The sequence below is a fragment of the Ruegeria sp. CDSB114 genome (genome assembly GCF_059611025.1).
This window is the reverse complement of the sequence record NZ_JBXWOT010000001.1, coordinates 1,223,292-1,237,184: the sequence shown is the minus strand read 5'-3', so window position 1 is coordinate 1,237,184 and position 13,893 is coordinate 1,223,292. Positions and strand designations below refer to the sequence as shown.

The 13,893-nt window shown below is 54.2% G+C and carries 13 protein-coding genes; 9 read left to right on the top strand and 4 right to left on the bottom strand.

Annotated features, from left to right (window positions below):
* Nucleotides 1-73 precede the first annotated feature (73 nt).
* The 7 genes from AC2FIP_RS06120 (at nt 74) to AC2FIP_RS06090 (ending at nt 5,733) form a co-directional block, all read left to right on the top strand.
* Nucleotides 74-715, top strand: coding sequence for a cysteine hydrolase family protein (locus AC2FIP_RS06120; RefSeq protein ID WP_496785555.1), 642 nt, complete (start codon nt 74-76; stop codon nt 713-715).
* Nucleotides 716-1,487: 772 nt separating this feature from the next.
* Nucleotides 1,488-1,841, top strand: coding sequence for a hypothetical protein (locus AC2FIP_RS06115; RefSeq protein ID WP_496694832.1), 354 nt, complete (start codon nt 1,488-1,490; stop codon nt 1,839-1,841).
* Entirely contained in the window at nt 1,831-2,670 is an 840-nt protein-coding gene (locus AC2FIP_RS06110; RefSeq protein ID WP_496785554.1) for a hypothetical protein, read from the top strand. Before AC2FIP_RS06115 ends, AC2FIP_RS06110 begins: the two co-directional genes overlap by 11 nt.
* An 83-nt stretch (nt 2,671-2,753) precedes the next feature.
* Entirely contained in the window at nt 2,754-3,953 is a 1,200-nt protein-coding gene (locus tag AC2FIP_RS06105) for an N-acetyltransferase DgcN family protein (protein WP_496690883.1), read from the top strand.
* Nucleotides 3,950-5,071 carry an alanine/ornithine racemase family PLP-dependent enzyme gene (locus AC2FIP_RS06100; protein WP_496785552.1) on the top strand — a complete coding sequence of 374 codons (1,122 nt, stop codon included), beginning with the start codon at nt 3,950-3,952 and terminating at the stop codon, nt 5,069-5,071. The genes AC2FIP_RS06105 and AC2FIP_RS06100 overlap by 4 nt, the downstream gene beginning before the upstream one ends.
* Nucleotides 5,072-5,119: 48 nt before the next feature.
* The gene (locus AC2FIP_RS06095) at nt 5,120-5,332 is read left to right on the top strand and encodes a hypothetical protein (protein ID WP_281972780.1); all 213 of its coding nucleotides are present in this window, start codon (nt 5,120-5,122) and stop codon (nt 5,330-5,332) included.
* A 119-nt stretch (nt 5,333-5,451) separates the two neighbouring features.
* Nucleotides 5,452-5,733 carry a hypothetical protein gene (locus AC2FIP_RS06090; protein WP_282021446.1) on the top strand — a complete coding sequence of 94 codons (282 nt, stop codon included), beginning with the start codon at nt 5,452-5,454 and terminating at the stop codon, nt 5,731-5,733.
* 340 nt (nt 5,734-6,073) lie between these two features.
* Here AC2FIP_RS06090 and AC2FIP_RS06085 read toward each other — a convergent pair whose 3' ends face one another.
* The 3 genes from AC2FIP_RS06085 to cobT all read right to left on the bottom strand — a co-directional run bounded on the left by AC2FIP_RS06085 (nt 6,074) and on the right by cobT (nt 10,193).
* On the bottom strand, nt 6,074-6,415 hold the full coding sequence (locus AC2FIP_RS06085) for a DUF427 domain-containing protein (protein ID WP_142634990.1): 342 nt from the start codon (nt 6,413-6,415) through the stop codon (nt 6,074-6,076).
* 65 nt (nt 6,416-6,480) lie between these two features.
* Nucleotides 6,481-8,262: an aminopeptidase P family protein gene (locus AC2FIP_RS06080; protein ID WP_496785550.1), complete on the bottom strand. Its 1,782-nt coding sequence runs from the start codon at nt 8,260-8,262 to the stop codon at nt 6,481-6,483.
* 53 nt (nt 8,263-8,315) lie between these two features.
* A complete protein-coding gene (cobT, locus tag AC2FIP_RS06075; RefSeq protein ID WP_142634986.1) occupies nt 8,316-10,193 on the bottom strand; it encodes a cobaltochelatase subunit CobT in 1,878 nt (625 codons plus the stop codon).
* 671 nt (nt 10,194-10,864) lie between these two features.
* Between cobT and AC2FIP_RS06070 the strand changes: the two genes are divergently transcribed.
* Entirely contained in the window at nt 10,865-11,476 is a 612-nt protein-coding gene (locus AC2FIP_RS06070; protein ID WP_496785549.1) for a hypothetical protein, read from the top strand.
* 93 nt (nt 11,477-11,569) lie between these two features.
* Here the strand turns inward: AC2FIP_RS06070 and cobS are convergent, their stop codons facing one another.
* Nucleotides 11,570-12,553, bottom strand: a complete 984-nt coding sequence (gene cobS / locus AC2FIP_RS06065) for a cobaltochelatase subunit CobS (protein ID WP_496785547.1) — start codon at nt 12,551-12,553, stop codon at nt 11,570-11,572.
* A 449-nt stretch (nt 12,554-13,002) separates the two neighbouring features.
* On the opposite strand from cobS, the gene AC2FIP_RS06060 reads away from it, so the two are divergent.
* Nucleotides 13,003-13,890: a Hint domain-containing protein gene (locus AC2FIP_RS06060; RefSeq protein ID WP_496785545.1), complete on the top strand. Its 888-nt coding sequence runs from the start codon at nt 13,003-13,005 to the stop codon at nt 13,888-13,890.
* Nucleotides 13,891-13,893: the final 3 nt, after the last annotated feature.

Below are 13,893 nucleotides of genomic sequence, written 5' to 3'. Positions count from 1 at the left end.
AGTATGGACGTCATGATCCCCCTCATTCATAAAATTAGACCTCTTGGGCAAACATTTGAAAGCAGAGACAGACATGGAATTGACCCGCGATCTTCCACTAGAACATGACCAATCGGGATTGCTGTTTATTGACGTGCAGAACTTTGCAGCCCACAGGGATGGTGCCGAATTCGAAGGGCTGACAAATGCCGAGTTTGACGCAAAGTTTGGCTGGTTTTTTGAGCAGCTGAAATCCCGTATCGTACCTAATATGCAAGCCTTGCAAAAGGGATTTCGCGCGGCGGGAATCGAGGTTCTTTACACAACGATTGAAAGTCTGACCAAAGACGGGCGCGACAGATCTCTGGATTACAAAATCACGGGCTTCAACGTGCCCAAAGGATCCTGGGACGGCAAGGTGATCGACGAACTGGCACCAGCCGATGATGAGATCGTGTTTCCAAAATCTTCGTCTTCAGTCTTTGTCTCGACCCACATAGATTACGTGCTGCGCAATCTCGGCATAAAGCAATTGGTGCTGGCAGGGATCGTGACCGATCAATGCGTCGAAAGCGCAATTCGCGATGCCTGTGATCTGGGCTATCTGGTCACCCAAGTGACGGATGCCTGCATGACCTACACGCAAGAGCGTCACGACAATTCCCTGCAAACGATCAAAGGCTACTGCCGTCAGGTGACGACAACCGAACTGCTTGACGAAATCGGTCGTGGCTAGGTCGGTGAGGCGCCCAGCCGATCCGTTTGACGGCGCGTCTCAGGCGTTACCCACGCCCGTTTTCTCGCCAAATTCCGATTTTTCCCTGCGCGTCAGTCCAACCTGTCATCATCCAAAAAATCGCTCAGAAATATTTGGCGAGGCACACTCAAAACAGCATGTGAGATCAGAGACAAACCCATACTTTTCGGTAAAACGTCCAAGCATTATCTGCCCTCACCACATGTTTTCCTTGATGCAGCGAATGCCAGTTTCAGAGTGACATAGTAAAAAGGCTACATAAGTGGTCACGGATTTGCCGATACACAAAGCAAATGCCAGGTTGAAACCATTTTTTTGATCGGTATAGGGGCCTTGGGAACAGCGGTAGGGCCACGAGCGTTGTAATTGCGTCTCCAAGTGGTTATATAAGAACCACTAAAGTTCTGGTTTTCTGCAGCCCAGGCGTATCGCCTGCTAGAGTGAACTAAGTTCTTCCATCATGAAAATTCAGCTGTCACGTCCTCTACTTGGATTTGATGTTTGGGAAAGTTGCCGATGTTTTCGCGCACGACCACATCGCTTGTGACGTTAGTTGATCCGTTTGTGGTGATCAGACGCACCGATGGCTTGCCAATAAACCACAACGCAACCGTTGATCAAATGAGCTTCCGATAGGCAAAAACTGCGCCTATCGACCATCACGTCCTGGGATTGGCCCGGGCGCAAGATCAAGATTGCGCAGAAAGACATAAAACAGCGAGGCGGCGCTTTCTCCGCCAGAGGATCCAAAATGACATTTCCAGAATGGACGAAACCAGGCATCTACGGTGCTTTGTGTGGTGCGATTGCGGTCTCAATCCTTGGCTTTACCTGGGGCGGATGGACAACCAGCGGCAGCGCTCAAGAGTTGGCGAAAGACCATGCAAGCGAAGAAGTAACGCTTGCGATGGTGCCGGTCTGCCTGAACAGGTCAACCGCTGATCCCAAGCGCGAAGAAATAATCGAAACACTGCAAGAGGCCTCTGGCTTCAACCGCCGCAAGGCCATGATGGATACAGGTTGGGCAACACTGCCGGGGTCAGATTCGCCAAGCCGCGACCTCGCAGATGCCTGTATCGCGGGGCTTGAGCTGGATGGATCATAAGGCAAAGGCCATGCCGCAACTCTTTCGGACGACTTGGCGCGCAAATCTGTCACTAGGCATTCAGATGAGTGCGGCGCTGATTGGGTTTACACTCTGTGCTTTGCTTTTATTTTCGATGCCTGCATTCGCTCAATCTACATCGCAATCGGTGCCAGAAAATGCCACTGCAACGAGCTACGGCGACGGTTGGAAATGTAACGCCGGGTATAGGTTGAGTGGCGACGTCTGCGCGGCTGTCATAGTGCCAGCAAATGCCTATCCGACCAACCGTACCTATGGTTTAGGTTGGGAATGTCTTCATGGTTTTCGCGAGAACGATGAAGCGACCTGTGTTGCGGTGATTGTACCCGATGGCGGATTCCTTGATTCATCAGGTGAACGCTGGCATTGCTCGCGCGGGTTTCTCAAAATCGACGATACGTGCCAAGAAATTGTCGTACCCGCAAACGCTTATCTGGCTGATACGACCTATGGGCCCGCGTGGGAATGCAAACGTGGGTTCGAAGCATTGGACGACCGTTGCGTTGCCATTGTGGTCCCGGCCAACGCGTATTTGAATTCATCAGGATACGGTCAACCCTGGACATGTGAACGTGGATTTTTTGTACAGGATGGCACGTGCGCGGCCGTCGTGGTCCCTGAACATGCCTACTTGGACGATGCAACGTACGGCACGGGATGGAAGTGCGAGCGGGGATACGCGACCTCAGGTGTGAATTGCGAAACAATAGAGCTTCCTGCGAATGCCCATCTTGACAGGTCCGGAAACCGTTGGAACTGCAACAAGAATTTCAAGTCATCTAAAGGCCTGTGCGTTCTCGATAACTGAGCGCTCGGCGCGACTATTTCGACTTTGGTATCCGATGGTGACGACCGTGTTGCCTTGGGTGTCGACCACACAAAGGAAACATCATGAAAACCGACTTTAACGTGGCAAACACGATCCGTCGTCCTGTTAGCGGGGCGCAGGCGCCGCCATTGACCAGCGACGAACCCATAAGATCAACTTCTGCCACTCAGATCATCTTGCCGCCAACTGCGATTGTCTATTGCCAAGGTAACTTTGCCAAGGCGGATGGCAAAACTGCAAATGGCCTCGTTCGCCATTCAGAGGCCTACAGGATCCTGTCTGTCATAGATAGCGATCACGACGGCAAAGACAGCGGGTTGGTTCTTGACGATACTGTAAACCACATTCCGGTCTTCAGAAGTCTGGACGCTGCTGTTGTCCATGAAGCCGTAATCCCAGATACCCTCATTTACGGGATGGCACCATCTACAGGCAGGCTCTCATCGACAGATCGTGACGTTGTTCTCGACGCGATATCACTTGGTATGAACATCGTCAGTGGATTGCATGAGTATCTGGGCGATGATCCAGAAATCGCCTCTTTTGCGGCCGAACGCAAAGTCACCATCCGAGATATTCGCAAACCTAAACCCAGCAAGGATATGCGCCTGTTCGATGGAAGTATTGCAGGTGTGAAAGCACTGCGCATAGCGGTTCTTGGAACCGACTGCGCCATTGGAAAGCGGACAACAGCGACTGTTTTAGCCCGTGCCTTGAACGCAAGAGGCATCAAGACTGTCCTTGTTGGTACGGGCCAGACAGGTTTGATGCAGGGTGCGAAATATGGGGTGGCAATGGATGCCGTGCCGCCGCAGTTCTGTTGCGGCGAACTTGAAGGCGCGATTGTTGACGCATCCGAGGTTGAACGACCCGATGTCATATTGATCGAAGGTCAAGGGGCGTTGAGCCATCCGGCATTCTGCACATCCGCCTTTATCCTGCGGGGCAGCCAGCCGGACGCCGTAATCCTCCAGCACGCTCCAAAGCGCGCGCATCGCTGTGACTTTCCCAATATGCCGATGCCCAAGCCTGCAAGTGAGATTGCCCTTATCGAAGCATTTGCTGACACAAAGGTCATTGGTGTCACGCTCAATCATGAGGGGATGTCCGAGGCCGAGGTAACCGACACGATCGCCGCACAGTCACAAATACTCGGGCTGCCGGTAACGGATGTACTCAGCCGGCCGGCTTCGCATTTGCTTGCAATGGTTGTTGCCGCTTATCCTGGGTTACATCACTCGACACCCGTGGCCGCGATATGAGTACCCCTCGCATTGAGGTGCATCTGAGCAAGATACGTCACAATGCGAAGACTGTTGTCGAGCGCCTCAAGACACGCGGCATCGGTGTCACCGGTGTGACCAAGGCAGTGTGCGGGCATCCAGCCATCGCTCAGGCAATGCTCGACGGCGGCGCTGTGGGTCTTGCGGAAGCGCGGCTTAGTAACGTGCGAAGGTTACGCAACGCGGGCATGACATGCCCGATCACATTGATCCGTACACCAATGCTGAGTCAGGTCGATCAGGTCATCCAATACTGTGAGGCGAGCTACAATACAGAAATCCTCGTGATTACCGCTCTGGCCGCCGCCGCGATCCGGAAAGACTGCATTCACGGCATTATCCTGATGGTTGAGATGGGCGATCTGCGCGAAGGGATCGTGCCAAAAGACCTCGGCTCAGTTGCACAGCAAGTGGTGGACATGCCCGGTGTTACGCTGAAAGGCATCGGAGCGAACTTTGCATGTCTGGGGGGGATTGCCCCGAATGCTGCAGATATGGAGGCCCTATCTGACCTGGCGAATGAAACAGAGGGGCAGTGTGGTCCCTTCCTTCACACGGTATCTGGCGGAAACTCGGCCAACCTTCCTTGGGCCCTCGGCGGACACCCAGTTTGTCGCATCAATGATCTAAGGCTGGGGGAAGCAATACTTCTGGGCGTTGATCCGGTTTCCGGAGATCAGATAGGCGGGATGTATACGGATGCATTCACGCTTGTCGCTGAGGTAATTGAAACAGGGTCCAAACCTGCATCTCACCCTCAGAGCATCTGCGATCCGGTATTCAAAAGACTTCACCTCGTCCCGAAAAGCGGACAGAGCACACAAATAATTCTGGCCGTTGGTCAGCAAGATACGGACATTTTGGGGCTTTCGATGCCCCCTGGATACAGGTTTATCGGTGCAACAAGCGATCATCTTGTCGTTGGCACTTACCATTCGACGCAAAGCGTAGGATCGGAAATGAAGTTCCAAATGAACTATAGTGCATTGATGAATGCTATGTCCGCTCCTGACGTTAAGACAAAGCTGCTCCGTGGCAGTCATTCACGACACGCGCATGTCTCTCAAGGATCAGGCAATCACCTGGCATCGATTTGAACACTCAACTGATATATGCACCGTTGAAAACGGTTAGGAGAATAACCATTGGCAAAGCTGACAAAAAAAACTGTCTTCAATGCACACGTTCCCAAGGCGGAAACACCGATGGACAAAACAACGCGGATCGTTAGAGAAATGGTCAACGAAGAAGCAGAGCAAAGACAGATCAAGAATGCCCGGCTCCGCAAAACTCGGCTCGAAAGGGATGCGAATACATTATCTGAAGCCTGTCCGCCGAAGCCCGTCAAAAAGCGGTGACAGGATAGTCGCCCCTTCTTTTTGCGCGACTGGAATGATCGAATCACGAACAAAGCGGCTAGCGAGCATTTTTTTTCCCATGCATCAATCGCACCCATACTCATTTTACGGATACTGCCATGACAATCTCAGATGAGAGCTCAGAAAAAATTCACTATATCTGCCAGACATATGTGGAAAATAAGCCCGGTCGCGGAGGGCAAGGAAGCTTGAAAATTGGCAAGCAATTTGAATATTCCACGGCAGCAGAGGCACAAAACAGAGCAGAAAGGGAAGCGCTATCCGACGATTGCGCTGGCGCTGATGCCTACATGGTCAGTGAGGACCCGAACAGTGGCGAGGTCGGGGCGCCGAGTTTCATCATTAGGCTTGGAAATGTTCCGGAATTTGATGAGTTTTAGATCTTGAGCAGGCTTCAGTTTAACTCTCTAAACTCACATTAATTGCGGCATTAGATCGACAAAAAGTAAATCTATTTGGTGCCAGAAAAACAGACCATTTTGGGCGTGGGTTTTGCCAAGAAACTGCGCCATGAATACCGGAAAAAAGCAGTTTTTAGTGTAGGCGCAGCGAGAAATCCCAAGGTGCAGGTCGGGCTCGTTTGATACTTTCGTGGTATCCAGCGTAAAGGATCGTTCTCTTACTTCGAGCCAGATTTTGACGTGAAGGCCAAAGCGATCTGGCCTTTCATATTGTGCAACAACTAGATTGAGTAGAGGTATTGCGCATCTGGGACATACGTCAGATTTGTTCGACCTTCACGGAATCAAGCGGGTAGAAGGCGACATGGCCTTTGATGTCTAGGGCAGAATGGATCGGGTCTTCATAGCTCCAAGCAGCGTTTTCAGTGACCGAGGATTTGTTGACGATCGAAAAATGCGTGGCTTGGCCCTTGTGTTTGCACTGCGTGACCTTGTCGGTAACATCCAGAAATGCCATCGCGATATCGGTACGAGGGAAATAGATGACCGGATCAAGATCGCCCTCGAGCAATTCCAGAGCATTTGTGGTTTCACCCAGAATGGCGCCTCCTGAACGGACGCTCCATTTGCCTGGTGTCTTGCGAATGGTGATCTCGGTCATCTTTGCTCTTTCCTCTGGTCCGGTTTCCCGCTTGTCCACTGCCCGGTATATGTAACGATGCGGTGTCAGATCGGTGCGGTTGCGGCATCCAACCACAGTTGGGCGTCATCTCCCAGCCTTGGTCGAACTTTTTCGGCAACTTCGCGGTGATATGCGTTCAGCCAGTCGCGTTCGACTGCCGTCAGCATATCGGTCAGAACCAAGCGTCGGTCGATAGGGACATAGGTCAATGTGCGCCATTCCAACATGGGACGTTCCGCGTCACCACTGGGCAGGGTAGGGGCAGATTGCACCACCAAAAGGTTTTCAATCCGGATTCCAAAGGCACCTTCGCGGTAATAACCCGGCTCATTCGACAAGATCATGCCCGGCAGCAAGGGCTCATGGCTGGCTTTGGACAGACGCTGAGGACCCTCATGCACACTCAGATAGGCACCGACGCCGTGCCCGACACCGTGATTAAAGTCCTGACCCGCTGCCCATAGGGGCACACGCGCCACGGATTCGATATCACGTCCAGCCAACCCGGCAGGCCAGCGCAGCATAGACATGGCGATCATGCCTTTCAGCACGCGAGTAAAGCAGGCTTTTTCTTCTTCACCCACATTGCCGATAGCAATGGTCCGGGTAATATCAGTCGTGCCATCCAAATATTGTCCGCCGCTGTCCAGCACCAGGATATGACCGTCTTGCAGCAGGCTGTCGGTTTCCTCGGTCACCCGGTAATGCATGATCGCGCCATTGGGTCCTGTCCCTGCAATCGTATCGAACGAGATATCCTGCAGGGCATTATCCTTACGCCGGTTCTCCTCAAGCCGAGTGACCACCTGCGTTTCCGTAACATCGCCAGCGGCTTGCGCATCCAGCCAGCACAGCGTTTCGATCACAGCGACAGCATCGCGCAGATGTGCCTCGGCACTGCCTGCGATTTCGGCAGGGTTCTTGCAGGCTTTGGGCAGAGCACAAGGGTCGCCGCCATCGACCATCTGCCCCTCTAGCACATCGACCACTGCCTGTGGCAGCGTACCAAGATCAACCTGAACCTTACCGTCAAGCGCTGCGACAGCCGTCAAAAACGTGTCCGGCGCATGAACTGTGACTGAATCGGCCATCGCCACGTTCAGCTTTTGGTGCGCCATGAACAGATCCACGCGGCCATCCGCATGCAGTATAGCAAACCCATGCGCCACCGGGTTGTACCCGATATCGGAGCCCCGAATGTTCATCAACCACATGATCGAGTCGGGCAGGGTAATCACCGCTGCGCTACAGCCCGCGTCCTGCAAGGACTGCGCCAGACGCGCGATTTTGCTGTCTGCGCTTTCGCCCGCGAATTCGATCGGGTGCAGCTTTACCGGGTTCATTGGTGGATCGGGTTGATCCCGCCAAACCCGGTCCACCAGATTGTCGATGCGCACCAGTGTAATATCGCGGCCTTCAAGGTCGATCTGCGTTTTCGCGATCTGACCCGCCGAATGTAGCCACGGATCAAAGCCAACCCGACCACCCTGCGGGAGTTGTTCCTTTAGCCACGCGGCAAGGCTGACCTCGGGCCATGGAACAGGTGTGTAATCGGCGGCGACCTGCGCTTTGACCTGCGTGCGATAACGTCCGTCAATGAAGACGCCGGCCTTATCTGCCAAAACCACGCAGAACCCGGCCGAACCTGTGAACCCGGTCAGCCAGGCAAGCCGTTCGTCGCGCGGGGCCACATACTCGCCTTGATGCACATCCGCGCGCGGGACCAAGAAACCGTCCAACCCGTCGCGTGCCAATTCGGTCCGCAGATCGGCCAGCCGGGGCGGGCCCTGTTCCGGCCGTGCGGTCACGGCGAAGGACTGAAACATGTCATACCTCTATCAGTTTGGAGCGCGCGACGCCATGTTATGGAAAAGGCGATTCAGCCTACTCTCTTCATTCCCATCACCCGCGCTCGTGCGCGCGGATCACTGTCAAACAGAGCGGCCAGTTGCTCGGTCATGGCTCCGGCCAGTTGCTCGACATCCGTGATGGTCACGGCGCGGTCGTAATACCGGGTCACGTCATGGCCGATGCCGATGGCAAGCAATTCCACCATCTTGCGCTTTTCGACCATCCCGATCACATCGCGCAGGTGCTTTTCCAGATAGTTTGCTGGGTTCACGCTTAGCGTTGAATCATCGACCGGCGCCCCGTCCGAGATTACCATCAAAATCTTGCGCTGCTCGCGCCTTGCCGTCATCCGGCGATGCGCCCATTCCAGCGCCTCGCCGTCGATATTTTCCTTCAGCAGACCTTCTTTCATCATCAGCCCCAGATTGGGCCGGGCGCGTCGCCACGGGGCATCTGCGCCTTTGTAGATGATATGGCGCAGATCGTTCAGACGACCGGGCTGCTGTGGGCGGCCATCGTTCAGCCAGGCCTCGCGCGCCAGCCCGCCTTTCCACGCTCGCGTGGTAAAGCCCAGAATCTCGACCTTGACGTTGCAGCGTTCCAGCGTGCGTGCCAGAACATCCGCGCAGATCGCCGCGATCGAAATAGGTCGCCCGCGCATCGAGCCCGAATTATCCAACAGCAGCGTCACCACCGTATCGCGGAACTCAGTGTCCTTCTCGACCTTAAAGCTCAGCGGTGTGGTTGGGCTTGCAACAACACGCGCCAGACGGCCTGCGTCCAGAATGCCTTCTTCGCGGTCGAACTCCCAGCTGCGGTTCTGTTGCGCCTGCAACCGGCGCTGCAATTTGTTGGCCAAACGGCTGACGGCGCCTTTCAGCGGTTCTAGCTGTTGATCCAGATAGGCCCGAAGGCGTTCCAGCTCAGCGGGCTCCGCCAGATCCTCGGCGGCGATCTCTTCGTCATGGGTGCTCAGGTAGACCTTATAGTCGGGATCAGCATCGGATGCAGGCGGAGGGGCAGGCGGCTCCAGCGGGGCCTCGCCCTCGGGCATCTCGGCCTCTTCTCCCATTTCATCCTCGGCCATCTCATCCATGGAGACTTGGGCCTGAGACTGATCCTGCTGTTCTTCCTGTGACTGCTCAGGCGTCGCATCCGCGTCCTGTTCGTCCTGATCATCCTGACCAGTGCTGTCGGGGTCGGGCTGTTCTTCGGCGTCGTCTTCGGCCTGATCTTCCTGATCTTCGTCCAGCTCATCCGGGTCATCGCCCAGCTGATCGCCATAGCCCAGATCCTTGATCATCTGGCGTGCAAACTTGGCGAATTCGGCCTGGTCCGAAAGCACCTCGTCAAGGTTCTCCAGTACGCCCCCTGCCTGATCTTCGATAAACCCGCGCCACAGGTTCATGACATTGTCAGCCGCAGGCGGCAGGTCGCGACCAGTGGCCAGGTGCCGGATCAGATAGCCGGCGGCCACCGAAAGAGGCGCGTCAGCTGGCTGTTTGCACTGATCATACCCACGCCGGATCGCTTCGTGCCCGATCTTGACGTCGATGTTGGACGCAGTGCCTGGCATGTCCCGCGCACCCATCGCTTCGCACCGGGCAACCTCCATCGCCTCATACAGATCGCGGGCCATGTCACCCGGAGGCGCATAGCGATTATGAGTAGCATCATCGTGATAGCGTCGCTGCAAAGCCAAAGCATCCGCGGTCCCGCGCGCCAACAGAACCTCTTCCCGCGTCATGCGCCGCGAGACCTGAGGCAACCGCATCGACTCACCCGACAGGCCCGACGGGTCGACCGTATAGCTCACCGTAAGTTCCGGATCGTCGGCCATCACTTTGGTGGCTTCGGCCAGAGCTTTCTTGAACGGATCAGCGGGGTTGTCTTTGGGTTTGCTCATCGGTGGCAGGTCCGGTCTTGTTCTACTTGGGCAACCTAGAGCCAATCATAGGTCTTGACCATAGGGTCGGCCTTGTTTTCCGGGTAATCAGCGGCACGCCCGAATTGCAAAAACGCCGGACTTGTAGAAAAGGGGCAACGCCCGGCTTCTGCGTGGCCTGTGATTCTAACTGGGGGTGACTTTTCCATCAGTACAATGCAAAACGAACGGTACACGAACGCGTGATATAGTTATTTGTTTGGGACGGTTTTATGGGACTCTGAAGACAAATTCGAAAATTGTTCGGGATCAAAAGGCAGACCATAGATTTACAGCCCTCGGGCTGGCTAGCCGAGAATGTTTTCTGTCAGTCACCCTCAACGCCGCTGAGTGAGATAGTTCACGTTTTCGATCCCAAATACAAAGATCCTGACCCAATCAACCTAGTGCATATCGTCAATTTCTTTTCTGTCGACGGAGCGATGAATGATGTCCAGCGCGCTACGTTGGATAGCATGGTGACTGCCTAATCAGATCCGTTGGCTGGTGAAGGTGAAACAACTTTGGTGCAGGTTCCGGTGCATGGGGACGAAGATCTGATTCAGGCCCATTACGGCCTGCAAGTTGCGACAAAACTGAAACGCACGGTTCTGGATGTCGGAACGTTTCGAATTCCTCGGCCTTTGCCACTTTTGTTTGATGTTCTGGAAAAGGGTGCATCAGTTGCGAAACCCGGAGATTTTGTAATCTACACTAATGCAGATATTTGTCTTCAGCCCTATTTTTATGGCGCGGTACGTCAGCTTATTGCGGGTGGTTTCGATGCCATTACGATCAATCGTCGGACATTTGGCGATGCGCATGGGTTTTCCCATGACCCCCTGTCTATGGGCGAGGCAGGTATGCAGCATCCGGGTTTCGACTGCTTTGTTTTTTCCAAAGAAGTTTTCGATCAATTTGTCCGCACAGATTCCTGCCTCGGGATGTCTGGGGTCATACAGCCAATGCTATTCAATCTCGCCGCGCACTCGAAACGAATGCTGATGCTCAAGAATGTCAGTCTGACGTTTCATTTCGGCGATGATCGGCCGTGGAAAACCCAGGACTTTGATGATTATGCCATGCATAACTTCACAGAGGCGGCGGATAGTTTAACCAAATTGGCGGAAGACGTCAGTAAACGCGGTCATCTTCGCGAATTCTGTGACAATCACATTGGAATCTGGAAACTTGACGACGATGGATTGTTGGCTCCAGATGCGGCTCAAGAAGTTGCACAGGCACATTTGGCCAATAATGCATAAAGGCTAGCTTTCGTAGCTTTTGATGATGTGGCCCTGCCAGAGCTTCCGAAAGCCCGTGCCACGCACAAGCCCCCGGAAATTCCGTATATTTTGTTATCCTAAGCTGGTGCTTGCAGCGCTTTCCGGGAGTTCCTCGTCAAAACACCGCTGATAGAACTCGGCTACTGTCTGGCGCTCCAGCTCGTCGCATTTGTTCAGAAAGGATAGGCGGAAAGCATAGCCGACATTGCGGAAAATCTCGGCGTTTTGGGCCCAGTTGATTACCGTTCGGGGGCTCATCACGGTCGAAAGATCACCGTTCATGAATGCAGTCCGAGTCAGATCGGCAACGGTGACCATCTGAGCGACGATCTTGCGGCCCTCGGCAGTGTTGTAATGCGGCGCTTTGGACAGAACGATCATTGTTTCTGCGTCATGGCTAAGGTAGTTCAGCGTCGCGACCAGAGACCAACGGTCCATCTGGGCTTGGTTGATCTGTTGTGTGCCGTGATACAGGCCGGTCGTGTCACCCAGGCCAACAGTATTGGCGGTGGCAAACAGGCGGAAATATTTGTGCGGGGTCAGAATCTCGTTCTGGTCCAGCAGAGTCAGGCTGCCATTGGTTTCCAGAACGCGCTGGATCACAAACATCACGTCTGCGCGCCCGGCGTCGTATTCGTCAAAGACGATCGCAACAGGGTTACGCAGAGCCCAGGGCAGAATTCCTTCGTGGAAATCCGTGACCTGCTTGCCGTCGCGCAGTTTGATCGCGTCCTTGCCGATCAGGTCGATCCGGCTGATATGGCTGTCGAGATTCACACGCACAGACGGCCAATTCAGGCGTGCGGCAACCTGTTCGATATGGGTCGATTTACCGGTGCCGTGATAACCCTGAATCATCACGCGGCGGTTATGGGTAAACCCTGCGAGGATTGCCAGCGTAGTATCTGGGTCGAACTTATATGTCGGGTCGATCTCGGGAACCCGTTCTGTCTGTTCGTAAAAGCGTTTGACCTGCATGTCAGAATCGATGCCGAACACATCTCGGACCGAAATCTCTTCTGTTGGTTTTGCGTTTGCGTCAATCGGCCAATCCATGCCTGTCGTCCTTATCCTGATACCGCGGCCCCCGCGCGGGCTTCTGAACCCGTGTGTGGTGCAACATATTGCGGGTAAGGGCAAGGGGAAGCGGCGAGGCTAATAGGCTGGGGCGCAGTTTCATTCATATTGACGCACTCGGCATACCGCCTCCGTTCGTTTCAGATAAAGGCACAGTGCCCAATCGGATTACACATAAGGAGATGGTCTTGGTGAAATTGCACTTTTACATCAGGCGATATTGTTGGCCAGCAGGCAACAATATGCATTCAAATATGAAATATCACTTAGTTTGGGGGTAACTGTGTTTTAGACTGAACATATTGGTGAGTTTTGATGGGTTCCGAGTGAGGTAGTTTATGAGAAGCTTGGTTAAGGCTGCTTTCAGTTCTGTACTTTCCATGGTCATTTGTTGGCGCATTCGGTCGTCAGCATCCTGGGCCTGACCAATGGCTTTTGATGCCCTTCTCCATACTGTCAACAGCACCGGCCGCGGAGACTTGATCGTTCAGGACACGACCGTTCCTGCCATTATCTCTGGCTCTACGATCTCGTTCGACGGTGGGGCAACGTTCCAGACCTACACATATCTTGGCCAAGGCAATTACCGTGGAACAGGGGAATCTGGCGAGTTCATTCGGGTGGGCGGCCAGGTTTATGCCTGGGACACGGCGAACCCGACGGGCCCGATGACATTGGGGAACTGGAAGATCACGACCTCGGATCTTGATCCAACAGACCCGCCCTGTTTTGTTTCCGGGACTTTGATTGATACCGACAACGGACCGGTCCCGGTCGAGAAATTGGTTGTTGGCGACAGGGTGCTCGTCTCGAATGGCGGGGCACTGCCTATTGTCTGGATCGGCAAAAGGGCTCTTAGCACTATGGCTTTGCACAGCAGGCCAAAGTTCAGACCTGTCTGCATCCGGAGAAATGCCCTGGGCAAAGCGGTGCCGGATCAGGATTTGTACGTGTCGCCTCAGCATCGGATCGTGCTGGAAGGCTGGCGGGCCGAGTTATTGTTTGGCGAAGCAAAGGTTTTTTCGGCTGCCATCCATTTGGTCAATGGCGATACGGTCTATCAAGTATCGCCCCATACGCCGGTAGAATATTTTCACATTGCCTGCGAACGGCACGAGATTTTGACATCCAATGGCGTGCGCAGCGAAAGCCTGTTTCTGGGCGACAGAGCGCTGCAATCCTTTCACCGCGAAGACGTCGACGAATTGCGCGCGCTATTCCCTGAACTGTGTGCTGAGGCGTTGGTTCCACGAACGCGGTTACGTTGCTTGAAACGCCCCGAAGTGCTGGCGCTGCAGGGTATGGCCAGCAATTAAAAC

Coding starts and splice junctions, on each gene's coding strand:
- AC2FIP_RS06120 (WP_496785555.1), top strand. CDS start 74: ATGGAATTGACCCGCGATCTTCCACTAGAACATGACCAATCGGGATTG.
- AC2FIP_RS06115 (WP_496694832.1), top strand. CDS start 1,488: ATGACATTTCCAGAATGGACGAAACCAGGCATCTACGGTGCTTTGTGT.
- AC2FIP_RS06110 (WP_496785554.1), top strand. CDS start 1,831: ATGGATCATAAGGCAAAGGCCATGCCGCAACTCTTTCGGACGACTTGG.
- AC2FIP_RS06105 (WP_496690883.1), top strand. CDS start 2,754: ATGAAAACCGACTTTAACGTGGCAAACACGATCCGTCGTCCTGTTAGC.
- AC2FIP_RS06100 (WP_496785552.1), top strand. CDS start 3,950: ATGAGTACCCCTCGCATTGAGGTGCATCTGAGCAAGATACGTCACAAT.
- AC2FIP_RS06090 (WP_282021446.1), top strand. CDS start 5,452: ATGACAATCTCAGATGAGAGCTCAGAAAAAATTCACTATATCTGCCAG.
- AC2FIP_RS06085 (WP_142634990.1), bottom strand. CDS start 6,415: ATGACCGAGATCACCATTCGCAAGACACCAGGCAAATGGAGCGTCCGT.
- AC2FIP_RS06080 (WP_496785550.1), bottom strand. CDS start 8,262: ATGTTTCAGTCCTTCGCCGTGACCGCACGGCCGGAACAGGGCCCGCCC.
- cobT (WP_142634986.1), bottom strand. CDS start 10,193: ATGAGCAAACCCAAAGACAACCCCGCTGATCCGTTCAAGAAAGCTCTG.
- cobS (WP_496785547.1), bottom strand. CDS start 12,553: ATGGATTGGCCGATTGACGCAAACGCAAAACCAACAGAAGAGATTTCG.
- AC2FIP_RS06060 (WP_496785545.1), top strand. CDS start 13,003: ATGGCTTTTGATGCCCTTCTCCATACTGTCAACAGCACCGGCCGCGGA.